Source organism: Nonomuraea sp. NPDC050328 (assembly GCF_044459405.1).
GTDB lineage: Bacteria > Actinomycetota > Actinomycetes > Streptosporangiales > Streptosporangiaceae > Nonomuraea.
Genome location: NZ_JBITIW010000016.1, coordinates 1 through 24,109 on the forward strand (window position 1 = coordinate 1; position 24,109 = coordinate 24,109).

20 protein-coding genes are annotated in these 24,109 nt (G+C 70.4%); 15 read left to right on the forward strand and 5 right to left on the reverse strand.

The window, feature by feature from the left end; genetic code table 11:
• Positions 1-102 precede the first annotated feature (102 nt).
• The 3 genes from ACIBG7_RS39930 to ACIBG7_RS39940 all read right to left on the reverse strand — a co-directional run bounded on the left by ACIBG7_RS39930 (position 103) and on the right by ACIBG7_RS39940 (position 1,463).
• The gene (locus tag ACIBG7_RS39930; protein WP_397339623.1) at positions 103-705 is read right to left on the reverse strand and encodes a DUF305 domain-containing protein; all 603 of its coding nucleotides are present in this window, start codon (positions 703-705) and stop codon (positions 103-105) included.
• 56 nt (positions 706-761) lie between these two features.
• A complete protein-coding gene (locus ACIBG7_RS39935; RefSeq protein WP_397339624.1) occupies positions 762-1,190 on the reverse strand; it encodes a hypothetical protein in 429 nt (142 codons plus the stop codon).
• Positions 1,191-1,253: 63 nt separating this feature from the next.
• Complete coding sequence (locus tag ACIBG7_RS39940; protein WP_397339625.1) at positions 1,254-1,463, reverse strand: heavy-metal-associated domain-containing protein; 210 nt, start codon at positions 1,461-1,463, stop codon at positions 1,254-1,256.
• 131 nt (positions 1,464-1,594) lie between these two features.
• Between ACIBG7_RS39940 and ACIBG7_RS39945 the strand changes: the two genes are divergently transcribed.
• A complete protein-coding gene (locus tag ACIBG7_RS39945; RefSeq protein WP_357918642.1) occupies positions 1,595-2,752 on the forward strand; it encodes an FAD/NAD(P)-binding oxidoreductase in 1,158 nt (385 codons plus the stop codon).
• 26 nt (positions 2,753-2,778) lie between these two features.
• Entirely contained in the window at positions 2,779-3,147 is a 369-nt protein-coding gene (locus tag ACIBG7_RS39950) for a BlaI/MecI/CopY family transcriptional regulator (RefSeq protein ID WP_397339627.1), read from the forward strand.
• 18 nt (positions 3,148-3,165) lie between these two features.
• On the opposite strand, the gene ACIBG7_RS39955 is transcribed toward ACIBG7_RS39950, so the two are convergent.
• The gene (locus ACIBG7_RS39955; RefSeq protein ID WP_357918648.1) at positions 3,166-3,684 is read right to left on the reverse strand and encodes a carboxymuconolactone decarboxylase family protein; all 519 of its coding nucleotides are present in this window, start codon (positions 3,682-3,684) and stop codon (positions 3,166-3,168) included.
• A 109-nt stretch (positions 3,685-3,793) separates the two neighbouring features.
• On the opposite strand from ACIBG7_RS39955, the gene ACIBG7_RS39960 reads away from it, so the two are divergent.
• From ACIBG7_RS39960 to ACIBG7_RS39970, 3 genes are read left to right on the forward strand one after another with little or no spacing between them, the layout of a single operon-like run.
• A complete protein-coding gene (locus ACIBG7_RS39960) occupies positions 3,794-5,185 on the forward strand; it encodes an MFS transporter (RefSeq protein WP_397339629.1) in 1,392 nt (463 codons plus the stop codon).
• 31 nt (positions 5,186-5,216) lie between these two features.
• The gene (locus tag ACIBG7_RS39965) at positions 5,217-5,564 is read left to right on the forward strand and encodes an ArsR/SmtB family transcription factor (protein ID WP_397339753.1); all 348 of its coding nucleotides are present in this window, start codon (positions 5,217-5,219) and stop codon (positions 5,562-5,564) included.
• Entirely contained in the window at positions 5,557-7,545 is a 1,989-nt protein-coding gene (locus ACIBG7_RS39970; RefSeq protein ID WP_397339631.1) for a heavy metal translocating P-type ATPase, read from the forward strand. Before ACIBG7_RS39965 ends, ACIBG7_RS39970 begins: the two co-directional genes overlap by 8 nt.
• A 172-nt stretch (positions 7,546-7,717) precedes the next feature.
• Here the strand turns inward: ACIBG7_RS39970 and ACIBG7_RS39975 are convergent, their stop codons facing one another.
• Entirely contained in the window at positions 7,718-8,443 is a 726-nt protein-coding gene (locus tag ACIBG7_RS39975) for an SDR family NAD(P)-dependent oxidoreductase (protein WP_397339632.1), read from the reverse strand.
• Between the two features lie 87 nt (positions 8,444-8,530).
• Here ACIBG7_RS39975 and ACIBG7_RS39980 point away from each other — a divergent pair, with 87 nt between their 5' ends.
• The 10 genes from ACIBG7_RS39980 (at position 8,531) to ACIBG7_RS40025 (ending at position 24,093) form a co-directional block, all read left to right on the forward strand.
• Positions 8,531-9,079, forward strand: a complete 549-nt coding sequence (locus ACIBG7_RS39980) for a TetR/AcrR family transcriptional regulator (RefSeq protein WP_397339633.1) — start codon at positions 8,531-8,533, stop codon at positions 9,077-9,079.
• Positions 9,080-9,150: 71 nt separating this feature from the next.
• A complete protein-coding gene (locus ACIBG7_RS39985; protein ID WP_397339634.1) occupies positions 9,151-11,997 on the forward strand; it encodes an NACHT domain-containing protein in 2,847 nt (948 codons plus the stop codon).
• 104 nt (positions 11,998-12,101) lie between these two features.
• Positions 12,102-12,515, forward strand: a complete 414-nt coding sequence (locus ACIBG7_RS39990) for a VOC family protein (RefSeq protein WP_357918662.1) — start codon at positions 12,102-12,104, stop codon at positions 12,513-12,515.
• 129 nt (positions 12,516-12,644) lie between these two features.
• Positions 12,645-16,196: a DNA polymerase III subunit alpha gene (dnaE, locus tag ACIBG7_RS39995; RefSeq protein WP_397339635.1), complete on the forward strand. Its 3,552-nt coding sequence runs from the start codon at positions 12,645-12,647 to the stop codon at positions 16,194-16,196.
• 84 nt (positions 16,197-16,280) lie between these two features.
• Positions 16,281-17,267: a LacI family DNA-binding transcriptional regulator gene (locus tag ACIBG7_RS40000; protein ID WP_397339636.1), complete on the forward strand. Its 987-nt coding sequence runs from the start codon at positions 16,281-16,283 to the stop codon at positions 17,265-17,267.
• Positions 17,268-17,322: 55 nt separating this feature from the next.
• Positions 17,323-18,312 (forward strand): LacI family DNA-binding transcriptional regulator, encoded by a 990-nt coding sequence (locus ACIBG7_RS40005; RefSeq protein WP_357918671.1) that lies wholly within the window; start codon positions 17,323-17,325, stop codon positions 18,310-18,312.
• Positions 18,313-18,380: 68 nt separating this feature from the next.
• Positions 18,381-19,850, forward strand: coding sequence for an FGGY-family carbohydrate kinase (locus tag ACIBG7_RS40010; protein WP_397339638.1), 1,470 nt, complete (start codon positions 18,381-18,383; stop codon positions 19,848-19,850).
• Between the two features lie 10 nt (positions 19,851-19,860).
• The gene (locus ACIBG7_RS40015) at positions 19,861-21,483 is read left to right on the forward strand and encodes a hypothetical protein (protein ID WP_357918677.1); all 1,623 of its coding nucleotides are present in this window, start codon (positions 19,861-19,863) and stop codon (positions 21,481-21,483) included.
• A 14-nt stretch (positions 21,484-21,497) separates the two neighbouring features.
• A complete protein-coding gene (locus ACIBG7_RS40020; RefSeq protein ID WP_397339639.1) occupies positions 21,498-22,994 on the forward strand; it encodes a DUF4185 domain-containing protein in 1,497 nt (498 codons plus the stop codon).
• Between the two features lie 25 nt (positions 22,995-23,019).
• Positions 23,020-24,093 (forward strand): glycoside hydrolase family 172 protein, encoded by a 1,074-nt coding sequence (locus ACIBG7_RS40025; protein WP_357918683.1) that lies wholly within the window; start codon positions 23,020-23,022, stop codon positions 24,091-24,093.
• Positions 24,094-24,109 lie beyond the last annotated feature (16 nt).

Sequence of the window (24,109 nt, forward strand, 5' to 3'; positions counted from 1 at the left end):
GGGCCGGCGGCGCCCGGGGGGGGGGGGGGGGGGGGGGGGGGGCCCCCCCCCCCCCGGGGGGGGGGGGGGGGGGGGGGCCCCCCCCCCCCCCCCCCACTCAGGTCACAGGCGCTCGAGGAGCTTGCGCATCTGGGCGATCTCGGCCTGCTGCGCGGACTCGACCGCCTTGGCCAGTTCCTTGGCCGCGGGGTCGGCGCCCTGGGCCTGCTCGGTCCTGGCCATCTCGATCGCGCCCTCGTGGTGCGCGATCATGAGCTCGGCGAACTGCCGGTCGAACGCCGCGCCCTTGGCCGCGGCCAGCTTCTTCATGTCGTCGGCGGACATGATGCCGGGCATCTCGTGGTGCATGCCGCCGGACGGGGCCGGCTTGCCCCAGGCGGCGAGCCAGCTCTTCATGGTCTCGATCTCCGGGTCCTGGGCGGCCTTGATCTTCTGGGCCAGCTCCTTGATCTCGGGGTCCGCGGCGCGGGTGGCGGCCAGGCCGGCCATCTCCACGGCCTGCTCGTGGTGCGGGATCATCATCTGCGCGAACATCACGTCGGCGTCGTTGACGGCGGCCGACGGCTTGGTGCTGGCCGAAGGGGACATGCCCTGGTGGCCGGCCATCGGGTCGGCGGTTCCGCCGGCGTTTCCGCAGGCGGTGAGCAGGGCGAGGGCTCCGGCGGCGAGCGAGATCTTGCGCAGGATCGAGCGGTTGGTGTGCATGACTGTGGACTCTCTCGGTCGAGGTGTACGGCTGAGCTGCGGTGAACTCGACCGGCCTATAGACGCAGCACCGAGAGAGCGGTCAGGCGGGGAGCCGTGGGTGGTGGGCGGGCGGCTCGCCGGACCCGGGTGAACGTCCGGCTCAGGTGGAAGGACGTGCGCCGCAGCCGGCCGCGCCGGGCGGCGAGTGCCAGGACGAGGAGTGAGGCGAGGATCGCCACGCAGACGGCCGTGGGGTCCAGGCCGGGTGCGGCCGGCTGCTGGTGAGGGGACGGGGTGGCGGATCGTCCGTGGGTGGAAATCGCGGCGGGCTGCTGGTGCGGGGAGGGGGAGGTCGCCTGGGTGGGCTGGCCGTGGGTCTGGCCGTGGGTCTGGCCGGGGTGGCCCATCGTGTGCATGCCGGAGATGCCGAGCGCGAGCAGGACGAGCAGGAACCCGCGCACGAGGCGCGCGCGCCCGTGGTCGGTCAGTTTGCTGCCGGTCATCACTATCCACAGTAGTAGCTGGGCGGTCGGGCTCGGAACCGGCCGAGCCCGACACCCGGCCGATCAGACCAGGACCGCCTCGTAGCCGGTCTCCTCGATCGCGTCCACGATGACGGCGTTGTCGACGGTGCTGTCCGTGGTCACGGTGACGTGGCCGGTGGCGAGCTCGATGTCCACGTTGCTGACGCCGGCGACGGTGGTGATCTGGTTCCTCACCTTGGTGGCGCAACCGTTGCAGGTCATGCCGGTGACCTTGTAGGTGGCGGTGGTCATGCCGTCCTCCTCGATCCTTAATACCCCCCTTGGGTATCGACTCGGTGCACTCTACGCCGATACCCCCTCCCTGTATATGAGATCCACATCACACCGCTCCCGTATACCCCAGTGGGGTATGGTCTCTTGGCATGAAACGAATCACTGTGGTCGGGGCGTCGCTGGCCGGGTTGCGGGCCGTACAGGCGCTTCGGCGGGAAGCGTTCGACGGGGAGGTCACCCTGATCGGCGCCGAGACGCACCTGCCCTACAACCGGCCGCCGCTGTCCAAGAGCGTCCTGCGCGGCGACGACGACATCGCCCTGCCCGGGGCCGAAGAGCTGGACGAGCAGTGGCTGCGCGGGCGGCGGGCCGCCGCGCTCGATCCGATCGGCAAGGTCGTCAAGCTCGACGACGGCTCGGAGGTCGGCTACGACGGGCTCGTGATCGCGACCGGCGCGCGGCCGAGACGGCTGGCCGAGCACCCGCCCGGCGTGCACACCCTGCGCACCATCGAGGACTCGCTCGCCCTCCGCGCCGAGCTCGCCGCGGGTCAGCGGCGGGTCGTCGTGATCGGCGGCGGCTTCGTCGGCGGCGAGGTCGCCTCGACCGCACGCTCGCTCGGCCACCGGGTGACCCTGATCGACAGCGCGCCCCAGCCCATGCTGGCCACCGTGGGGTCCGACGCCGCGCACTGGCTCGCCGCGCATCACCGGCGCAACGGCGTGAACCTGCTGTCCGGCGTGCGGGCGATCGGTTTCGCGGGCGAGGCTCGGGTGGCGGGCGTACGGCTCAGCAACGGGCAGTCCGTCCCCGCCGACCTCGTGATCGCCGGCATGGGCGTCGTGCCCAACACCGAATGGCTCGCCGGCAGCGGGCTGACCGTCGAGGACGGCGTGCTCTGCGAGCCGACGCTGTTCGCCAGGGGCGCCGCCGACATCGTGGCCGCCGGGGACGTGGCCCGCTGGCCGCACGGCTTGTACGGCGACGCACTGGTCCGGGTCGAGCACTGGGCGACCGCCAACGACCAGGGCGCCCTCGCCGCGCTCAACCTGCTGGCCGGGCCGGAGCACGCGAAGCCGTACACCGACCTGCCCTCCTACGCCACGCACGTGCACGACGCGCGGATCCAGACGGCGGGCCTGCCGCACCTGGCCGACGAGGCCAGGGTGCTCGCCGGGTCGCCGGCCGACGACAGCTTCGCGGTCGGGTTCGCCCGGCGGGGCCGCCTGGTCGGCGCGGTGGCGGTCAACTCACCCAAGGAGCTGATCCGCCTCAAGCGCCGGGTCGCCGCCGGTGAGGAGCTCTGATCTACGATCCTCGATAGCATGACGGGATGCGCCGCCTGGGTGAGCTCGAAGCTGTGATCATGGAGCGGATGTGGTCCGGCCGGCGTCCGGCCACGGTGCGAGACCTGGTCGAGGAGCTGCGCAACGACCGGGAGATCGCCTACACGACGGTGATGACCGTGATGGACAACCTCCACACCAAGGGCCTGCTGAAGCGGCGGACCTCGGGCAAGGCGTACGTCTACGAGACGGTGTCGTCGAAAGAGGCCTACGCCGCTGAGCTGATGCGTGAGTTGCTGGCCGGCAGCGGCAACCGGGCGGCGACGCTGGTCCACTTCCTGGAGCGGCTCGACCCCGAGGAGGCCGAGGCCATGGAGGCGGCGCTCCGGATCATCCCGCCGGGCGGCCGCCCCTGACCGTCGGCCGGGGGCTCCTCACTCGGCGGGTTCGAGGCCGATCAGCAGGTTGAAGGCGCCGGTCAGCAGGTTCAGCGACACCAGGCCGACGATCTCGGCGATCACCCGGTCGCTCCAGCCGTGTGCCCTGAGCTCGGCCACGTCCTCGTCGGTGAGTGAGGACGGCTCGGCCAGCACGCGGACGGCCACGGCGATCAAGGCGGCCTCGCGGGCGTCGGTCGAGGTGCCCTGGCGGGCCAGTTCGATGTCGGTCTCGCTGAGCCCGGCGGCTCGCGCGGCCTTGGTGTGCGCCGACAAGCACATCGAGCACCCGATCCACTCCTGCACGGCGAGCGAGATCTTCTCGCTCAGCGGGCGCGGGATCTTCACCCGCTTCATCGCCCGGGAGAAGTCCAGGTAGCCCTGGAGCAGCGCGGGCGAGTGCGCCATGGTGGCGACCATCTCGCCGGCCCCGCCCCGCCTGGCGACGATGTCCTCCAGGATCTCGCGGGACTTCTCGGGTGCTTCGGTCGGGTCGAGTGCCGGAAGGCGTCGCATCGTGTTCCTCCTTGTGCCGCTGCCAACGCTATACCCCCTACCGGTATTTCGGAACCCCCACTGGGTATGCTTAAGTTGAACAGCAATGTTCAAGTTAAGGAGTGAGCGGATGAAGAATTCAAGCTGGGCGGTCCTGGTCCTGTTGTGTCTGGCGCAGTTCATGCTGATCATCGACATCACCGTGGTGCAGGTCGCGCTGCCGGCCGTGGGAAGCGGGCTGGACCTCGACCGTGAGGCGCTGACCTGGGTCGTCACCGCGTACACGCTGTGCTTCGGCGGCCTCATGGTGCTGGGCGGCCGGCTGGCCGACGCCTTCGGGGCCCGCCGCACGCTGCTCGCCGGGCTGGTCGTCTTCACCGTGGCCTCGCTGGTGTGCGGCCTGGCCTCGACCGGGGCCATGCTGATCGCCGGACGGGCGTTGCAGGGCGTCGGCGCCGCGTTGCTGTCCCCGGCCGCGCTGGCGATCATCACCAGCACGTTCGAGGGCCCGCGGCGTCACCGGGCGCTGGGCGTGTGGGCGGCCATCGGCGGCACCGGAGCGGCGCTCGGCGTGCTGCTCGGCGGCGTCCTCACCGCCGGGCCGGGCTGGACCTGGGTGTTCTTCGTCAACGTGCCGGTCGGGCTGATCCTGCTGCTGGCCATTCCCGCGCTGGTGCCCGCCCTGCCCGGCCGGCCGCAGCGGCTGGACCTGCCGGGCGCCACCGCCGTCACCCTGGCCACCGGCCTGCTGATCTACGGTCTGGTCACCGCGGGCGACGCCGGCTGGACGGCTCCGGCCACCTTGCTGCCGCTGCTCGGCGCGGTGGCGCTCTACGCCGGTTTCGTGCTGATCGAGCGGGCGTCCCGCGCTCCGCTGATGCGGGCCGGGACGCTCGCCCGCAGGCCGGTCCTCTCCGGGACGTTCGTCATGCTGCTGGCCACCGGCCTCATGCTGGGGTTGTTCTTCCTCAGCTCGCTGTACCTGCAGCACGTCCTCGGCTTCAGCGCCCTGGAGACCGGCCTCGTCTTCCTGCCGGTGGCCGTCGCCATCACCCTCGGGGCGCAACTCGGCGGCCACCTGATCGGCCGGCTCGGCGGGCGGCCGGTGGCGGTGGGCGCGTTCGTCCTCACCGCGCTCGGCGCGGCCCTGATGACCCGCGTCTCGCCCGAGGCCGGCGTCTACACGACGCTGGTGCCGGGCTTCGTCGTCGCGGCCCTCGGCATCGGGCCCGCCTTCGTCACCGCCACCACCACGACCCTGGCCAACATCCCCAGCGGCGAGACCGGGGTGGCGTCCGGTGTGATCAACACCTTCCACGAGCTGGGCGGGTCCATCGGTGTGGCGGTGGTGTCCACCGTGGCCGCCGCCAGCCTGTCGCCGGGTGCGAGTGATCTGGGGGGCTTCACGTCGGCCTTGGTCGTCTGTCTGGTCGCGGCTGTTTTCGCGGCGGTCGTTTCGTTGGTGCTGGTCCCGGGGGGTAGGCCGGCCGCTGCGTTCGTCGGCCATGGGCACGGGCACTAGGGGACAGTACAGTCTGGGCTGTATTGTCGTGCTGGTGAACACGGTGGTGAATGCGGAGGCGCTGGCCCGGGTGGGGACGGCGCTCGCCGATGAGAACCGGCGCCGGTTGTTGCTGGAGTTGCTGCAGGCACCGGCTTATCCGGCGGATCTGGCCGAGCGGTTGGGGATGACTCGGGGGAACGTGTCGAACCATCTGGCCTGCCTGCGGGGGTGTGGGCTGGTGCGGACCGTGCCGGTGGGGCGGCGGGTTCGGTACGAGCTGGCGGATGTGAAGCTGGCTCGGGCGCTGGCCGAGCTGGCGTCGCTGGTGTTGCTGATCGACGAGGTGGAGGGCCGGGCGGAGGGGGAGGCGTGCGAGCCGGGTGATTTCGGTGGCTGACGCCTGCTGCGCGCCGGGCCCGGCCGCCCCGGGTCCCGCCGCGTCGGGTTCGGCCGCGTCGGGTTCGGTCACCTCGGAGGAGGTGGCGCCGGCGGCGATCTGGCGGGTGCGGGAGCTGCGGTTCGCGGCGGTGGCGGGGGTGTTGCTGCTGGCCAGCGTGGCCGCTCCCGGGCTGTGGGCCGGTGGGGCCGCAGCCTGGTGGGCGAGCGGGTTACAGCTCGCCGCCGTAGTGGTGGGTGGAGCCACGTTCGTCCCGGAGGCGGTGCGGGCGCTGGTGAAGGGGCGGCTCGGGGTCGGGCTGCTCATGACCATCGCCGCCGCCGGCGCGGTCGCGCTCGGCGAGTACGGCGAAGCCGCCACCCTCGCCTTCCTCTTCTCCATCGCCGAAGGGCTGGAGGGCTACGCCGTCGCCAGAACCAGGCACGGCCTGCGCGCCCTGCTGGACCTGGTGACGCCGACCGCCCGAGTACGTCGCGACGGCAGGGAGTCGGAGGTCCCGCCCGCGGAGCTGCGCGTCGGCGACATCCTGGTGGTACGGCCCGGCGAACGGATCGCCACGGACGGCGTGGTCACCGCCGGTCGCGGCTCGCTCGACACCTCGGTCGTCACCGGCGAATCGGTGCCCACCGAGGTCGAGCCCGGCGCCGTGGTGTACGCGGGCACGGTCAACGGCTCGGGAGCGCTGGAGATCAGCGTCACCGCGACCGCCAAGGACAACTCGCTGGCTCGCCTGGTCCACATCGTGCGCGAGGCACAGGAACGCAAAGGCGCGAGCCAGCGCCTGGCCGAGCGGTTCGCCCGCCCGCTGGTGCCCGGCGTCCTGGTCCTGGCGGCGTTGATCGCGCTCGTCGGGAGCCTGACCGGGGACCCGGCCGTGTGGATCGAGCGGTCCCTGGTGGTGCTGGTCGCCGCGGCGCCGTGCGCGTTCGCGTTGTCGGTGCCGGTGGCGGTGGTCGCCGCGATCGGCGCGGCTTCCAAGGCCGGGGTGCTGATCAAGGGGGGCGCGGCGGTCGAGGCGCTGGGCCGGGTCAAGGTGGTCGCGCTGGACAAGACCGGCACGCTGACCCGCAACCGGCCGGTGGTGATCGAGGTGCTTGCCGTACCCGGTGGTGATCGGGATCGGGTCCTCGGTGTCGCCGCCGCGCTGGAGGCGCGCAGCGAGCATCCGCTGGCCGCCGCGATCCTGGCCGCCTGGCCGGGTCCGGAGGCGCCGGCGGCGGACGTGGAGGCGGTGCCGGGGCACGGGCTGCGGGGACGTGTCGAGGGCGTGCCGGCTCGGCTGGGCAAGCCGGGGTTCGTCGAGCCGGGGCCGCTCGCCTCGGAGGTGCGCCGGTTGCAGGACGCGGGGGCGACCGTGGTGCTGGTCGAGCACGACGGCTCCCTGGTGGGGGCGGTAGCCGTACGCGACGAGATCCGTCCGGAGGCGGCCGAGACCGTCGCCCGGTTCCGGGAGCTCGGGGTCGAGGTGGTCATGCTCACCGGCGACAACGCCCGCACCGCCGCCGCGATCGCCGCGCAGGCCGGCATCACGGACGTGCGCGCCGGACTGCTGCCCGCCGACAAGGCGCGCATCGTCACCGAGCTCAAGGCGCGCGGGCCGGTCGCCATGGTCGGCGACGGCATCAACGACGCGCCCGCGCTGGCCACCGCCGACGCGGGCATCGCCATGGGCGTCATGGGCAGCGACGTGGCCGTCGAGGCCGCCGACCTGGCGCTCATGGGCGAGGACCTGCGCCGCCTGGCCGACGCCGTCGCGCACACCCGTGCCGCGCGGGCGATCTTCACCCAGAACCTGCTGCTGTCCGGGGCGATCCTGGTGGCGCTGGTGCCGCTGGCCGCCGCCGGGGTGCTGGGCCTGGCCGTCGTGGTGGCCGTGCACGAGGTGGCCGAGGTGCTGGTCATCGGCAACGGCATCCGGAGCGGGCGACGCCGCCACCTGCCCCAGCGGGTCCGGGGCGCGAGCATCCAGGAGGCCGCGTAGACGGCCGAGACGCCGTCGGCGAGCACCGCCACCAGCCCGGGTACGGCAGCCATTGATCGCCTCGCGCTCAGGACCCGAGGATCCGCGCCCTTCGCGGGATCGGCCCCGGGTTCCCCTCATCCCGACCTCCTCGGAAGATCAAGGGTTCGGCAGCGCTCGACGAGGTGCCCGGTCAGGCGACGGTTCCGGCGTCGACCAGGAAGGCCGCGCCGGTGATGTTCCGCCCGCCGGGACCCGCCAGGTGGGCGACCGTCTCGGCCACGTCCTCCGGATCCAGGTAGCGCCCCAGCGCCGTGAAGGCCCGCTCCTCCTCGGCGTCCGGGCCGTCGGCGGGGTTCATCTCGGTGTCGGTGGAGCCGGGATGGACCAGGTTCACGGTGATCCCCCTCGGCCCGAGCTCCCTGGCCAGCCCCTTGGTCAGCCCGACCAGCGACGACTTGCTCATCGCGTACAACGTCCACCCCCCGTACGGCACGCGCTCCACCAGGCTGCTCCCGATGTTGACGATCCGCCCGCCCGCCCCCATGACCGGGACGACCGCCTGGGCCAGCAGGAACGACGCCCGAGCATGGATGGCCATCGTCCGGTCGAGCTCTTCGAGGGTGACTTGCTCGACCGGCCCGAACGGCGCCACACCGGCGTTGTTGACCAGGATGTCGACCCGCCCGAACACCTCCACCGCACGCTGGACCGCGGCCCGCAGCGCCGCCGGGTCCGTGGCTTCGGCCCGCACCGCCACGGCCTCGCCCCCGGCCGCGTTGATCGCCGCCACGACCTCCTGAGCCCGGTCAGCGGCCGAGGCATAGGTGATCACCACCCGGATGCCGTCCCGCGCGAGCCGCCGGGCGATCGCCGCTCCGATGCCCCTGCTCCCACCGCTCACCAACGCCACTCTCATGACCGCCTCCGATGTAAACGGAATCCATTCCGCTTAAGACGGTATCCGGAATCTGTTCCGTTTACCAGCCCGCACTAGGCTGGTCCGGTGACAGCCGAGCGAGCCGACGCCGCCCGCAACCGGGCGAAGATCCTCGCGACCGCGGCGGAGATCGTCGCCACCCAGGGGATCGACGGCCTGACCATGGCCGAGGTGGCCGCGGCCTCCGGGGTCGGGGTCGGCACCCTCTACCGCCGCTTCGGCGACCGCTCCGGCCTGGCCCACGCATTGATCGACGCCCGCGAGCGCGAGTTCCAGCAGGCCTTCCTCACCGGCCCCCCGCCCCTGGGCCCGGGCGCCGAGCCCGCCGAACGCCTGCGCGCCTTCCTGCACGCCCTGGCCGACCGCACCCTCGCCCAGCTCGACCTGCTGCTCATGGCCGAGACCGCCGCCCCGTTCGCCCGCTTCGGCGGCGCCTACGAGGCCTACCACCAGCACCTCAGCCTGCTGCTCGGCCACCTCCGGCCCCCGGCCGAGGCGCCCTTCCTCGCCGACGCGCTCCTCGCCCCGCTGGCGGCCAACCTCGTCGCCCACCGCGGCTACTTGGCCGACACCCTCAAATCAGGCCTCGACCGCCTCCTGCTGAGTCTCGGCTGACTGTGAGGCGTCGGAGGCGAGTCTCCTCATCTCGCCCCGCCTCTCCCCGCGATTTCCGGATAATTCGGTTCATGGCGAGGGGATACCGGTATGTCGATGCCGTTCGATTACTGAACGGGGACGAGCCCGCGATCCAGGGTCTCGACACCGTCCTGGGGGTGGCGACCCTGGGCCTGTGGGATCTGATCGACGTCAAAGGTCAGCTCGTCCAGGTGGGCAAGGATCTGCTGGCCCGATGGCGGGAGTGGAGATCGCGCAGTTCGTGGCGCAGCCGTACGGAACGGATCGAAGCCGCGCACACGATCGTGGTCGTCACCGCCTTCTTCTCGGCCCTGGACGAGTTGCGCCTGGACATTCGGCTGACCCCGGAAGAGCAGGAGCGGCTCGCCGGTGTTCCGCTCGGCCGGCCGCCGCTCGAATCCGTGCCGTTCTGCCCGTCGCCGCAGCAGCCGTTCGAGGCCACCCGCGACCTGGTCGCGAGCTATTACCGCGACCTCGCCCTCCAGTTGTTCCGTTTCATCGGCGGCTTCGCGTTCTGGGAGGACATGCCGGAACACCGGCGTGAACGGATCTCCGACGCGGTCCTCGCCCAGCAGGCGCTGCGGCTCTACGAGGACAGTTACCGCCGGCTGGCGCAGGACGTACCCGAATTCGGGTTCTGGGCCGGCATGATCGACCACCAGGCCACTCGGGCGAGTCTGACGGACCTGCACGGGCTGCTGTCCCGGGTGGCGGCCGAGGTGGTTCCCGGTGACCGGCTCGCCGAATTGACGCGAGCGCAGCAGGCGCTGCTTCGCCGAGCGATCGCCGACATCGGCGAGGTGCCGGACGGCCTCGTTCTGCCCAGCCTGGAAGAGGCCTACATCACGCCGTGCTACCGCATCACCGATGTAGGGCGGGGAGACAATCCCGCCATCGAGTCGTGGTGGGACGAGCATCGGCTCCGCCGCGATCTGCCCGCCTTTCTGGCCGGCTTTCTCACCAATCCCATGGCCAGCCGGGTGCCTTTGGTCGTGCTGGGACAACCCGGAGCGGGCAAGTCGGTGCTGACGAAGGTGCTGGCCGCCCGGCTGCCCGCAACCCAGTACCTCCCTATTCGCGTGCCCCTGCGGGAGGTCTCGGCCAATTCGGGGATCCAGGAGCAGATCGAGCAGGCCGTCCACCAACTGACCTCCGAGCAGTTGTCCTGGCCCACCATCGCGAAATCGGCCAACGGCGCGCTGCCGGTCGTGATGCTCGACGGTTTCGACGAATTGATCCAGGCCACTGGAGTGCGCCAGTCGGACTACCTGGCGAAGGTCGTGAAGTTCCAGGAGCGCGAGGCGGACCTGGGCCGGGCGGTATCGGTGATCGTGACCTCCCGCACGGCGGTCGTCAACCGGGCGGAGTTCCCGGTCGGCACCGTGGTCGCCCGGCTGGAACCTTTCGACCAGAAACAGATCGAGGCCTGGCTGACGATTTGGAACCGGGCCAACGCCGACCATTTCCGTACGGCCAGGATTCAGCCTCTGGGTGCGGAAGAGGTCCTTTCGCAGCGGCAGCTTGCCGAGCAGCCGCTGCTGCTGCTCATGCTGGCCATCTACGACGCCGACGGAAACGCGCTCGGTAAGGGATTCGAGCTGAGCCAGGCCGAACTCTACGAACGGCTGCTCCGCCGCTTCGCCGAACGAGAGCTGCTCAAGGAGCACCCTCCGGCCCGTGCCCGGGAATTGGTGGACTGGGAGCTGACAAGGCTGTCACTCGTCGCTTTCTCGATGTTCAACCGGAGGCGGCCGTGGGCCACGTCGGACGAAGTCGATCGGGATCTGGAAGCGCTTCTGGAGCCCGCGCCACTGGCCCAGCCCAAGGACTTCGCCACTCCGCTCGGCCATGGCGACCGGGCTTTCGGCCGGTTCTTCTTCGTGCATCGCGCGCAGGCCGTACGGGACGACCGGGTTCTGGAAACCTACGAATTCCTCCACCTGACCTTCGAAGAGTTCCTGATCGCCAGGATGGTGGTCACCGTCGTCGCAGAGCTCGCGATCCAGGAATCGGCCAGATTCCGGCCACGGGCGGCGGACGGTTTGCTGCGAACCCTGTTGTCCTACTCGGTGCTCACCAACAGCACAGCCATCATCACCTTCATGCGGGAGGTCATGGCGTCCCATTCTGTGGAGGAGCGGAAGAACTGGCAGTCCGTGCTCGCCCGGATAAGCCGCGAGCTGGATCAGCGAGACGACTCCCACCTGCCGGGCTATCGGCCCTGGGATGCGGGCTCGGTCAGGCGACATGCTTATTACTCGGCGAATCTCATGATCATCGCGCTGATCTGCCGGCCGAGCCTGAACGCCCGCGAGCTGTTGTCCGACGAGGGCGAGGGCATGGCGGGCGCCTGGCGGCGGCGGGCGCTGCTCTGGCGCTCGCAGGTCGCGCTCGCCGAGTGGTACGGCCTGGTCAGCCTGGTCACCATCAGCGACTACCTGGGCTTGAGCATCGAGGACCTCGCGAGCAGAGAACGGAGCATGCTCTCCAGCAGCGAGGCCTTCACCTACGACCGGGGCGCTCCGAGCAGCGAACTGCTGCGGGAACAGGCCCGCTTCTCGTACCTGGGTGACGAGATCAAGCTTCTCCACGCGGTCGAGCCGATCCTGCCGATGGGTCCTCCGGAACTCCTTCGCGACTATCTGGACATCCTCATGCTGCCGCTGAACGTCCCGGTGAGGGATCGGAGCCAGGCCTACGTCCGCATCGGCTACCGGACGGAGCAGCAGTGGGAGATGAAGGCGATTCTCGGGGACCTCGCGATGATGCCCGTCCAGGCGGCGGGCGCCGTTCTCAAGGAGCTCGCGACCGTGTCCGACGCGGCGGAGCAGTACGCGATCGAGCTCGCCACCCGGCTGGGTCTGCCGCAGCGGATCGGCTGGTATGCCCGGGGATGACCCTTCCAGGGCTTTGACCAAAGCGATCAGAAATGGAGAAGCCCAGGTCGAAGTCCCGCCCGTAGCGTGAGGGCATCACTTCGATCCCATAGAGGAGTCACCGCATGAAGGCGCACGTCAGCTCGATCCTCCTGGCCGTCGACGACATGGAGCGGGCCAAGCGGTTCTACACCGAGGGCCTCGGCTGGAAGGTCAAGAACGACTACGGCATCTCGGTCTTCTTCGAGTCCGACGGGGCCTCGCCGGTCGGGTTCTACGGGCGCGAGGGGCTCGCCGCGCAGGTGGGGCTGAGCCCGGAGGGCAGCGGGTTCAGCGGCCTGGTGCTGACCTACGTCGTCCGCAGCGAGGGCAGGGTGGACGAGATCATGGACGAGGCCGAGAAGGCCGGTGCGACGATCCTGAAGCCCGCCGGGGCGCTGCCGTGGGGCGGGTACGGCGGGGTGTTCGCCGACCCGGACGGCTACGTCTGGAGCCTCGGTTACAGCGACCAGGGCGAGGACCAGCCCTACGCCGAGTAGGACCCGGCGCGCCGGAAATCAGGTGTCCGGCACCCGCACCGCGCGCCGGAAATCAAGTCTGCCGAATCCCCTTCCCGCGGCGTAGGATCCGGGCCTCAACGGGCCGACGGGGGAAGGGTCAGGGAGCCGATGAGCGATTCGTTCGTGCATCTTCACGTCCACACCGAGTATTCGATGCTCGACGGAGCGGCCAAGGTGAAGCCGCTGTTCGCGGAGGCCGCGAGACTGGGGATGCCGGCGATCGCCATGTCCGACCACGGCAACATGTTCGCCGCGTACGAGTTCTACCAGACCGCCAAGGGCGGCCCGGTCAAGCCGATCATCGGCATCGAGGCCTACGTCGCGCCGGAGAGCCGGTTCGTGAAGAAGCCGGTGTTCTGGGGCCGCCGGGCGGAGACGGGCGTCGCCGACGAGGAAGGCGGCAAGGACGTCTCCGGCGGCGGGCGCTTCACGCACATGACGATGTGGGCCAAGGACACGGCCGGGCTGCGCAACCTGTTCCGGCTGTCGTCGCTGGCCAGCTACGAGGGGTACTACTCCAAGCCGCGCATGGACCAGGAGCTGATCTCCGCCAACGCCTCCGGCATCATCGCCACCACGGGCTGCCCGTCAGGGGCCGTGCAGACCAGGTTGCGGCTGGGGCAGTGGGACGAGGCGGTCCGGGTCGCCGGTGAGTACCAGGACATCTTCGGCCGGGAGAACTACTTCCTGGAGATCATGGAGCACGGCGTCGACATCGAGAAGGAGGTCCGCGCCGACCTGCTCAAGCTGGCCAAGCACCTCGACCTGCCGATGCTGGTCACCAACGACTCGCACTACGTCACCGCGGACCAGGCCGACGCCCACGACAGCCTGCTCTGCGTGGGCGTCGGCAAGAACAAGGACGACCCCAACCGTTTCCGCCTCAACGGCTCGGGCTACTACCTGAAGTCCGCCGAGGAGATGCGCGGCCTGTTCCCGGACTACCCGGAGGGCTCCGACAACACGCTGCTGATCGCCGAGATGGTCGGCTCCTACGACGAGGTGTTCAGCTACGTCGACCGGATGCCGCAGTTCCCCGACGTGCCGGAGGGCGAGACGCAGGAGTCGTGGCTGCGCAAGGAGGTGCTCACCGGGCTGGCGATGCGGTACGGCACGCCGATCCCCGAGCACGTCCTGGAGCGCTACGAGACCGAGATGAAGATCATCGGCCCGATGGGCTTCTCGTCCTACTTTCTCGTGGTCGCCGACATCTGCAAGTACGCCCGCGACAACGGCATCCCGGTGGGCCCGGGCCGGGGCAGCGCCACCGGCTCGATCGTCGCCTACGCCACCCGCATCACCGAGTTGTGCCCGCTGGAGCACGGCCTGCTGTTCGAGCGGTTCCTGAACCCGGAGCGGATCAGCCCGCCCGACATCGACCTCGACTTCGACGACCGCCAGCGTGACCGCATGGTCCGCTACGTCACCGACAAGTACGGCACCGAGATGACCGCCCAGGTCAACACCTTCGGCACGATCAAGGCCAAGGCCGCGGTGAAGGACGCCTCGCGCATCCTCGGCTACCCCTTCGCCGTCGGCGACAAGATCACCAAGGCGATGCCGCCGGACGTCATGGGCAAGGGTGTGCCCCTGGCCAAGCTCTTCGACGAGAGCCACCCGCGTTACGTCGAGGGCACCGAGATCCGCGCCCTCTACGAGAACGACGCCGACGTCCGCAAGGTCATCGACACCGGGCTCGGGCTCGAAGGCCTGATCCGGGGCACCGGCGTGCACGCCGCCGCCGTCATCCTGTCCTCCGCGCCGCTGCTGGACCTGATTCCGATGCACATGCGGAACAAGGACGGCGTGATCATCACCGGGTTCGACTATCCCTCGTGCGAGGAAATGGGCCTGATCAAGATGGACTTCCTGGGTCTTCGGAACCTGGGCATCATCGATCACGCCATGAAGATCATCGAGCAGAACCGGGGCGTCCGGCTCGACACCCTCACCATCCCGCTCGACGACGCGACCACCTACAAGCTGATGGCCCGCGGCGACACGCTGGGCGTCTTCCAGCTCGACGGCGGGCCGATGCGCCAGTTGCTGCGGCTGATGGAGCCCACCCGGTTCGAGGACATCGCCGCCGTGCTCGCCCTCTACCGGCCGGGCCCGATGGCGGCCAACGCGCACACCAACTACGCCCACCGCAAGAACGCCCGCCAGGACATCGACCCGATCCACCCCGAGCTCAAGGACGCGCTGGAGCCGATTCTCGGCACCACCTTCCACCTGCTGGTCTACCAAGAGCAGATCATGGCCATCGCCCGCGAGTTGGCCGGCTACACCCTCGGCGGCGCCGACCTGCTGCGCCGCGCCATGGGCAAGAAGAAGCCGGAGATCCTGGCCAAGGAGTTCGAGAACTTCCAGTCCGGCATGCGCGGCAACGGCTTCTCCGACGAGGCCATCCAGGCGTTGTGGGACGTCATGCTGCCCTTCTCCGGGTACGCCTTCAACAAGTCGCACACCGCCGGCTACGGCCTGGTCGCCTACTGGACGGCCTACCTCAAGGCCAACTACCCCGCCGAGTACATGGCCGCCCTGCTCACCAGCGTCGGCGACGACAAGGACAAGGCCGCGATCTACCTGGCCGAGTGCCGAAAGATGGGCATCCAGGTGCTGGCGCCGTGCGTCAACGAGTCGCACCAGGACTTCGTCGCCGTCGGCGAGGACAAGGTCCGCTTCGGCCTGGGCGCGGTCCGCAACGTCGGGGAGAACGTCGTGGAGGGCATCGTCACCGGCCGTGCCGAGGCGCCCTACACCGACTTCAACGACTTCCTCGGCAAGATCCCGCTGACCGTCTGCAACAAGCGCATCATCGAGTCGCTGATCAAGGCCGGCGCCTTCGACGCCATGAGCCACCCGCGCAAGGGCCTGCTGGTCGTGCACGAGCAGGCGGTCGACTCGGTCATCGGCATCAAGAAGAACCAGGCCCACGGCCAGGACTCGCTCTTCGGCTCGTTCACCGAGAGCGGCGACGACGCCTCCTTCTCCATCGCGGTGCCGGACGCCGAGTGGGACAAGAAGACCAAGCTCGACTTCGAGCGCGAGATGCTCGGCCTCTACGTCTCCGACCACCCGCTGGCCGGCACCGAGCGGCTGCTGGCCCGCAACCGCGACACCACCATCGCCGACCTGCTGGACAGCGGCCGGGACGACCGGGGCGACGTGCGGGTCTGCGGGTTGATCACCAAGGTCGAGCGGCGGGTCAACAAGGCCGGCAACATGTGGGCGATCGCCACGGTCGAGGACATGGACGCCGCCGTGGAGTGCCTGTTCTTCCCCAAGAGCTACGAGCTGTACGCCCCGGAGCTGCGCAGCGACCTGGTGGCCTCGGTCAGCGGGCAGATCAACAACCGGGACGGCGCGATCTCCATCTTCGCCACCGACCTCACGCCGCTCGACGTTTCCGGGATCACCAGCGACAGTGGGCACCCGGTGACGCTGCACCTGCGGGAGGAGCGGCTGAACCCCGCCTCCGTGGAGGAGCTGCGCCGGGTGCTCAAGGCGCACCAGGGCACGGTGCCGGTCCGCATCGCGTTGCGGCGGCGGTCGGGCAAGTCGGTGTTGCTGGCGTTGCCGGAGTATCCGGTCACCGCGGAGGTGTCGTTCGCGGCCGACATCAAGACGCTCTTCGGCCCCGACGCGGTTTCCTTGTAGTGAGGTGCCCCCGTGACACGGTCCCTGTGAGACGCCTGCCGTACCTCGCCCGACATATCCGTACTCGCGTGACATGCTCTACGCGTGCCCACCACCATCTACGACGTAGCCCGCCGTGCCGAGGTGTCCGCGGCCACTGTCTCCCGGGTGCTGAACGGTAACCCCAACGTCGATCCCGACATGGTGGCCCGGGTCCTGAAAGCCATCAGGGAGCTGGGCTACCGGCCCAACGCCGTGGCCCGCAACCTGCGGCGCAGCCGTACCACCCTGTGGGCGGTGATCGTCTCCGACGTGGGCAACCCGTTCTTCACCACCCTGGTGCGCGGGGTCGAGGACGTGGCCCAGCAGGCGGGTTTCTCCGTCGTCCTGTGCAACACCGACGAGAACCCCGCCAAGGAGGAGACCTACGTCGCCGCCGCGCTGAGCCAGCAGATGGCCGGCGTGATCATCTCGACCAGCGGCAGCACGAAGGCGGCCAAGTCGCTGGCGGGTTCGCCCACCCCGGTGGTGGCCATCGACCGCGAGCTGGCCGGCGCCGGCGTGGACATGGTGGTGGTGGACAACGCCGGGGGAGCCGAGGCGGCCACCCGGCACCTGGCCGCCGCCGGGTTCGCGCGGATCGCCTGCATCACCGGCCCGGCGGGCGTCTCGACCGCGGAGCAGCGGCTGGCCGGCTACCTGGCCGGGGTGAAGGCGACCGGCCGCGAGCCGATCGTGCTGCGCTCGACCTTCCGCGAGCAGGGCGGGTTCGACGCGATGAGCGCTCTGCTGGACGCCCCCGACCGGCCGGACGCGGTCTTCGTGGCCAACAACCTGATGGCGGTCGGCGCGATGCGCTGCCTGGTGCGCCGCCGCATCGCCGTGCCGGAGGAGATGGGCCTGGTCGGCTTCGACGAGCTGCCGTGGGCCGACCTCATCCGGCCGTCGCTGACCACCGTCGGCCAGCCGGCCTACGAGCTGGGCCGCACCGCCGCCCGGCTGCTGGCCGACCGGATCCAGTCCCCGGCGTCCGAGCCCGCCCGCATCGTCCTGCCCACCCAGCTCAACGTACGGCAGAGCAGCACCCGCTGAACTGAGCAATCGATTGCAGTTACCCTTTCCCTCAGGCGATCCGAACGGGGGCAGGATGACGACGATCTACGATGTGGCCCGCCACGCGGGGGTTTCCGCCGCGACCGTCTCGCGGGTGGCGAACGGCCGGGCGACCGTGGATCCGGTGCTCGCCGAGCGGGTACGGCAGGCGATGAGCGAGCTGAAGTACCGCCCCAACGCCGTGGCCCGCAACCTGCGCAAGAGCAGGACCACGCTGTGGGCGGTCATCATCTCCGACGTCGGCAACCCCTTCTTCACCGCGATGGTCAGAGGCGTCGAGGACGTCGCCCAGCAGGCCGGTTTCTCCGTCGTGCTGTGCAACAGCGACGAGGACCCGGCCAAGGAGGGCAGGTACGTCACCGCCGCGCTCGACGAGCAGATGGCCGGCGTGATCATCTCGCCCTCGGGCCGGGCCACGCACGTTAACCGCCTGGTCGAGGCGGGGGTGCCGGTGGTGATGATCGACCGCCAGGTGCGCGGCAGCAGTGTCGACACCGTGCTGGTGGACAACGAGCACGGCGCCGAACTGGCCACCGCGCACCTGATCGAGGCCGGGTACGAGCGGATCGCCTGCATCACCGGCCCCCGCCGGTTGTCCACCGCGGCCCAGCGGTTGCGCGGTTACCAGCGGGCGCTGCGCGCGCACGGCCGTGCCGTACCGGCGGAGCTGATCAAGTACGCCGACTTCCGGGAGGAGGGCGGGTATGCGGCCATGGCCGAGCTGCTGCGGGAGTCGCGGCCGGACGCGGTGTTCGCCACCAACAACCTGATGACCGTCGGCGCCGTCGAGTGCTTGGTCGACCAGGGGGTGCGCATCCCGGAGGAGGTCGGGGTGGTCGGCTTCGACAACATCCCGTGGGCGCACCTGGTCCGGCCGTCGCTGACCACGGTCGGGCAGCCCACCTACGACCTGGGCAGGACCGCCGCGCTGCTGCTCGCCGAGCGGATCGCCGAGCCCACGCGGCCGGCGACCAGCGTCACCCTGCACACCCGGCTGCACGTCCGGGAGAGCTCGGTCCGCTGAACCCTTGACTCCGGAATCGGGGCTCATTACCTTTTGGGCAACCAGCAATCGATTTCTCAGGGGTGCTCATGACCGTGCCCGCTGTGCTCGGGGTCGACATCGGGACGTCCAGCAGCAAAGGGGTCCTGGTCGGCCTGGACGGCACGCTGCTGCGGACCGCCGTCAGGGAGCACGCGGTGGACCGGCCGAAACCCGGCCACGTCGAGATGGACGGGCGCGTCTGGTGGACGGAGTTCGTCTCCCTGGCCCGTGAGCTGGGCCAGGACGCCGAGGTGCGCGCGGTCGGGGTGAGCGGGATGGGCCCGTGCGTCCTGCTCGCCGATGCCGACGACGTCCCGGTCCGCCCGGCCGTCCTCTACGGCGTCGACACCCGCTCGACCGCGCAGATCGCCAGGCTGGAAAGCGAGCTGGGGGCCGAGGAGATCCGCCGGCTGGGCGGCTCCGACCTGTCGAGCCAGGCCGCCGGAGCCAAGATCGCCTGGGTGGCGGACGAGGAGCCCGAGCTGTTCGCGCGGGCCCGGCGGCTGTTCATGCCTAGCTCGTGGCTGGTGCGCCGGCTCACCGGCGAGTACGTGCTCGACCACCACTCGGCCAGCCAGTGCACCCCGCTCTACGACGTCGGGCGGCTCGACTGGCACGGGCCGTGGGCCGAGCGGATCGCCCCCGGCCTCGACCTGCCGCCGCTGCGCTGGCCGGGCGAGGTCGCCGGGAAGCTCAGCACGCAGGCCGCCCGAGAAACCGATCTCCCGGCCGGAGTTCCGGTCATCACCGGGACGATCGACGCCTGGGCCGAGGCGCTCAGCGTGGGCGCGCACGAGCCCGGCGACCTCATGCTGATGTACGGCACCACCATGTTCCTCATCCACACCGCAGCCGAGCACCGCACCTGGCCCGGACTGTGGGGGACCGTCGGCGCGCTGCCCGGCACCTACAACCTGGCCGGCGGCATGGCCACCTCGGGCGCGATCACCGCCTGGCTGCGCGAGCTGGTCGGCGCGGGCTACGAGGAACTGCTGCACGAGGCGGCCGGAGCGGGCCGGGGGGCCAACGGGCTGCTGATGCTGCCCTACTTCGCCGGGGAGCGCACGCCGGTCATGGACCCGCGGGCCAGGGGAGTGATCGTCGGGCTCAGCCTCTCGCACACCCGGGGCGACCTCTACCGGGCGGCGCTGGAGGCGACCGGCTTCGCCGTACGGCACAACATCGAGACCATCCGCGCGGCCGGCGGAGACATCCGCCGGGTGGTCGCGGTCGGCGGCGGCACGCAGGGCGGCCTGTGGACGCGGATCGTCTCCGACATCACCGGCCTGCCGCAACACCTGCGCGCGACCTCGATCGGCGCGTCGTACGGCAGCGCGTTCCTCGCCGCCCAGGCCGTCGGCCCGGCCGAGATCGACGACTGGAACCCCGTCCGGGAGGAGGTCGTCCCGCAGCCGGAAGCGGTCGCGGACTACGACCGCCTCTACCGCCTCTACCAGCAGCTCTATCCGAGCACGGCGAGCCTCGCGCACGAGCTCGCCGACCGTCAGCTCCGTTGAAGGGCAGGTCATGTACCGACTCCCCCCGCTCATCGAGCCGCCCGCCGCAGAGCCCGGCGTCATCTACACGGTGGCCAGCGGCGATCTGCGCCAGGGCGCCAACCAGACGTGCTGGCCCGTGCAGGAGAAGCTGGAAAGCGACCTTTCCGCGGCGTTACGCGACCTGGGCTGGAAGGTCCGGCGCGGGCACGAGGTGGACCCGGCCAAGGGGCACGGCTTCATCGACAGCCAGCGGGCCGGGATCGAGGTGTTCAAGCGGCTGCCGCCGGACGCCCCGCTGATCGTGGTCGAGGCGGTCTGGCAGTACAGCCACCACGTGCTGGCGGGACTGCGCAGCCACCGCGGGCCGATCCTGGTCGTGGCCAACTGGAGCGGGCAGTGGCCCGGCCTGGTCGGCCTGCTCAACCTCGCCGGCAGCTTGACCAAGGCCGGCAAGCCGTACTCGCTGCTCTGGAGCGAGGACTTCACCGACGAGTGGGCGCGGCAGGGGTTGAAGACCTGGCTGGAGAGCGGCGAACTGACCCACGACACCAGCCATGTGACGAAATATCGGCAAAAAGGGGATGGTCCGGAGGTCGCCCTCGGCCAGGCGGTCGCCCGGCAGCTCGCCACGGAGAAGGCGATCATCGGCGTCTTCGACGAGGGCTGCATGGGCATGTACAACGCGATCATCGACGACGAACTGCTCAACCCGCTGGGCATCTACAAGGAGCGGCTGTCGCAGAGCGCGCTCGTCGCCGAGATGGGCCGGGTGAGCGACGAGGAGGCCCGGCAGGTCCGGGTCTGGCTCGACCACATGGGCCTGGTCTTCCACACCGGCACCGACGAGGCCACCGAGCTGACCGAGGCCCAGCTCACCGCCCAGTTCAAGATGTACATCGCCGCCCTGCGCATCGCCGACGACTTCGGCCTCGACGCCGTGGGCATCCAGTACCAGCAGGGGCTCAAGGACGTCGTCCCGGCCAGCGACCTGGCCGAGGGCCTGCTCAACAACGTCTCGCGCCCGCCGGTGCGCAGCCGCGACGGCTCGCGCGAGCTCTACGCCGGGCAGCCGCTGCCGCACTTCAACGAGGTGGACGAGGGCGTCGCGGTCGACTCCCTGATCACCAACCGGATCTGGACCGCCATGGGCCTCGACCCGGCCACCACGCTGCACGACGTGCGCTGGGGCGAGGAGTACGACGGGCGGTTCGTCTGGGTCTTCGAGATCTCGGGCTCCGTGCCCGCCTCGCACAACGGCGGCTACCACCGCTCGTGGAGCATGCGGCAGCCCCCGATGTACTTCCCGCTCGGCGGCGGCACGCTCAGCGGCGTGTCCAAGCCGGGGGAGATCGTCTGGTCGCGCGTCTTCATCATGGACGGCGAGCTCCACGTCGACCTCGGCCGCGCCACCGTGGTCGAGCTGCCCGCCGAGGAGACCAGACGCCGGCTCGACGCGACCACCCCGCAGTGGCCGATCATGCACGCGGTCCTGCACGGCGTCAGCCGCAACCAGTTCATGGCCCGGCACCGGGCCAACCATCTCAACGTCGCCTATGCGGACGACGCCGCCGGCGCGGACAAGGCGCTGGAGGCCAAGGCCGCGGCCTTCGCCGAACTCGGCGTGCACGTGCATCTCTGCGGAATCTCCTGACAGGAGGGGGCCTCGTGAAGCCCTTACGCGTCGCACTGATTCCCATCCTGGTCCTGGCGCTCGCGCCGGCCGGGTCCGTCCAGGCCTCGACGGTGCACTCCCCGGCCGTCGTGGTGAGCAAGCTGACCGGTCCCCACTCGCTCAGCGACACCGGCGGCCGGTGGCAGGTCCACGCCACCGACCTCGGCATCATGTGGGACAACGGCAACGGGGAGGTCCTGGCCGCCTTCGGCGACACCTTCGGCAGCACGTGGCAGCCGCCGGGCGCCAACGGCAACGACTGGCGCAGCCAGGTGCTGTTGCGCAGCACCGACCGCAACCTCGCCGACGGCCTGTCCTTCAGCAGCGCCGCGACCGACACCGCGGGCCACGCCAAGGAGCTCATCCCGAGCCGGAAGATCGACAACGACGAGATCACCGTCATCCCCACCGCGGGCGTCGCGGTCGGCTCGCGGCAGTACCTCGGCTACATGTCGGTCCGGCACTGGGGCCAGCCCGGCTTCTGGGACACCAACTACGCCTCCATCGCCTACTCCGACGACAACGGCCAGACCTGGGTCACCGCCGGCGGCCCCCGCTGGGACAACCCCGGCGGCGCCAACCGCTTCCAGATGGCGGCCTTCGTCCGCCGCGACGGCTTCGTCTACGTGTACGGCACGCCGAACGGCCGCAACGGGGCCGCCCACCTCGCGCGCGTGCCCGAAGGCTCGATCCTGAACAAGTCGGCCTACCAGTACTGGACCGGCACCGCCTGGCAGTCCGGCCAGGACACCCTGGCCGCGCCGATCGTCGCGGCCCCGGTGTCGGAGCTGTCGGTGCAGTTCAACGCCTACACCGGCAAGTGGCTGATGACCTACCTCAAGGGCAGCGACATCGTGCTGCGCAGCGCTAGCGCGCCCACCGGCCCGTGGAGCGCCCCGGCCGTGGTCGCCAGCTTCGCCGACTTCCCCGGCCTGTACGGCGGCTTCATACACCCGTGGTCGTCGGGGCCCGACCTGTACCTGGCGCTCTCGCAGTGGACGCCGTACAACGTCTACCTGGTCAAGGTGCAGCTCAACCGGGACGCGACGATCACCAACCCCAACCTGGTGCGCGACCCGAGCTTCGAGCGCCAGGCGACCGGCACGGTCTCCAGCCCGTGGGCGGTGCGCGGCAACGGCGGCATCGACAACGGGACCTGGTCCTTCACCGCCGACCGCAACGCCTTCGTCCGCTACAACCGCGGCTGGCACGACCTCTACCAGACGGTCGCGGTCACCCCCAACACCAACTACACGCTCACCGGCTGGCTGCGCACCTCGCCGAACAACGACAACGGCTTCTTCGGCGTGCGGGCCCCGGGCGGGCCGCCCATCGCCGAGGTCAACTTCCGCGCGCTGGGCGGCTGGACGAAGCAGACCGTCACCTTCTCCAGCGGCAGCCGCAGCTCCGTCGAGGTCTTCGCCGGAATCTGGACCGACAACGGCGACATGTGGCTGCAACTCGACGACCTGTCCTTGACCAAGCGTTAGAAATCGATTTCTCTCAGGAGGACCCGTGACGTACGGCCAGTACGGCAGCAGCCTGCGCGATCTGCCGCGGTTGCGTTCGCATCGCCGCCGGAGGGTGTCGAGCTGGGACCGTTCGGGCGGCAACGACGACCGCGTCACCGTCGAGCCGGGACAGACCGTCACGCTCGCCGACATCCGGGGCGCCGGCTCGGTCAACCACATCTGGATGACCGTGGCGCCCCGCGACCCGGGCACGCCCGAGACCCGCGACCGCGACTTCCTGCGCAAGCTGGTCCTGCGGGTCTTCTGGGACGACAACGAGCACCCCAGCGTGCTCGTGCCGCTGGGCGACTTCTTCGGCATGGGCCACGCCCGCACCGCCAACTTCGTCTCCGCGCCGCTGCAGATGAGCCCGCAGGACGGCAAGGCGTTCAACTGCTGGTTCCACATGCCCTTCGGCAGCCGCGCGCGCTTCGAGCTGACCAGCGAGTGCGCCGAGGAGGTGCTCTGGTTCTACTACTACATCGACTACGACGAGTTCGACGAGCTGGGCGAGGGGCTGGGCCGCTTCCACGCCCAGTGGCGGCGGGAGAACCCCGCAGACGGCGTCGAGCAGGGCACGATGTCGAACTCGGAGTACCTGTTCGGCGGGGTCAACCTCGACGGCGCCGGCAACTACACCATCCTCGAGGCCGAGGGCCGCGGCCACTACGTCGGCTGCGTCCTGAACGTCACCAACCTGCGCCACACCTCCGACTGGAACTGGTACGGCGAGGGCGACGACATGATCTTCATCGACGGCGAGGCGTTCCCGCCGTCGTTGCACGGCACCGGCACCGAGGACTACTTCAACACCGCCTGGTGCCCCAGCCAGAGCTACCACGCCCCCTACCACGGCCTGACCCTGCCGGGCGGGGAGAACTGGTCGGGGCAGATCTCCATGTACCGCTTCCACATCGAGGACCCGGTGCCCTTCACCACCTCGATCCGGGTCGGCATCGAGCACGGCCACGCCAACCGGCGCCAGGACGACCTCTCCTCGGTCGCCTACTGGTACCAGGAGCTGCCGCACAAGCCGTTCACGCTGCCTCCGGTGCGCGCACGGCTGCCCATCTTGTGATCATGACGTAAGGAGA

Excerpts from the sequence above, each read along its gene's own strand:
- ACIBG7_RS39930 (WP_397339623.1), bottom strand. The coding sequence starts at position 705 with ATGCACACCAACCGCTCGATCCTGCGCAAGATCTCGCTCGCCGCCGGA.
- ACIBG7_RS39935 (WP_397339624.1), bottom strand. The coding sequence starts at position 1,190 with ATGACCGGCAGCAAACTGACCGACCACGGGCGCGCGCGCCTCGTGCGC.
- ACIBG7_RS39940 (WP_397339625.1), bottom strand. The coding sequence starts at position 1,463 with ATGACCACCGCCACCTACAAGGTCACCGGCATGACCTGCAACGGTTGC.
- ACIBG7_RS39945 (WP_357918642.1), top strand. The coding sequence starts at position 1,595 with ATGAAACGAATCACTGTGGTCGGGGCGTCGCTGGCCGGGTTGCGGGCC.
- ACIBG7_RS39950 (WP_397339627.1), top strand. The coding sequence starts at position 2,779 with ATGCGCCGCCTGGGTGAGCTCGAAGCTGTGATCATGGAGCGGATGTGG.
- ACIBG7_RS39955 (WP_357918648.1), bottom strand. The coding sequence starts at position 3,684 with ATGCGACGCCTTCCGGCACTCGACCCGACCGAAGCACCCGAGAAGTCC.
- ACIBG7_RS39960 (WP_397339629.1), top strand. The coding sequence starts at position 3,794 with ATGAAGAATTCAAGCTGGGCGGTCCTGGTCCTGTTGTGTCTGGCGCAG.
- ACIBG7_RS39975 (WP_397339632.1), bottom strand. The coding sequence starts at position 8,443 with ATGAGAGTGGCGTTGGTGAGCGGTGGGAGCAGGGGCATCGGAGCGGCG.
- ACIBG7_RS39985 (WP_397339634.1), top strand. The coding sequence starts at position 9,151 with ATGGCGAGGGGATACCGGTATGTCGATGCCGTTCGATTACTGAACGGG.
- ACIBG7_RS39990 (WP_357918662.1), top strand. The coding sequence starts at position 12,102 with ATGAAGGCGCACGTCAGCTCGATCCTCCTGGCCGTCGACGACATGGAG.
- dnaE (WP_397339635.1), top strand. The coding sequence starts at position 12,645 with ATGAGCGATTCGTTCGTGCATCTTCACGTCCACACCGAGTATTCGATG.
- ACIBG7_RS40005 (WP_357918671.1), top strand. The coding sequence starts at position 17,323 with ATGACGACGATCTACGATGTGGCCCGCCACGCGGGGGTTTCCGCCGCG.
- ACIBG7_RS40010 (WP_397339638.1), top strand. The coding sequence starts at position 18,381 with ATGACCGTGCCCGCTGTGCTCGGGGTCGACATCGGGACGTCCAGCAGC.
- ACIBG7_RS40015 (WP_357918677.1), top strand. The coding sequence starts at position 19,861 with ATGTACCGACTCCCCCCGCTCATCGAGCCGCCCGCCGCAGAGCCCGGC.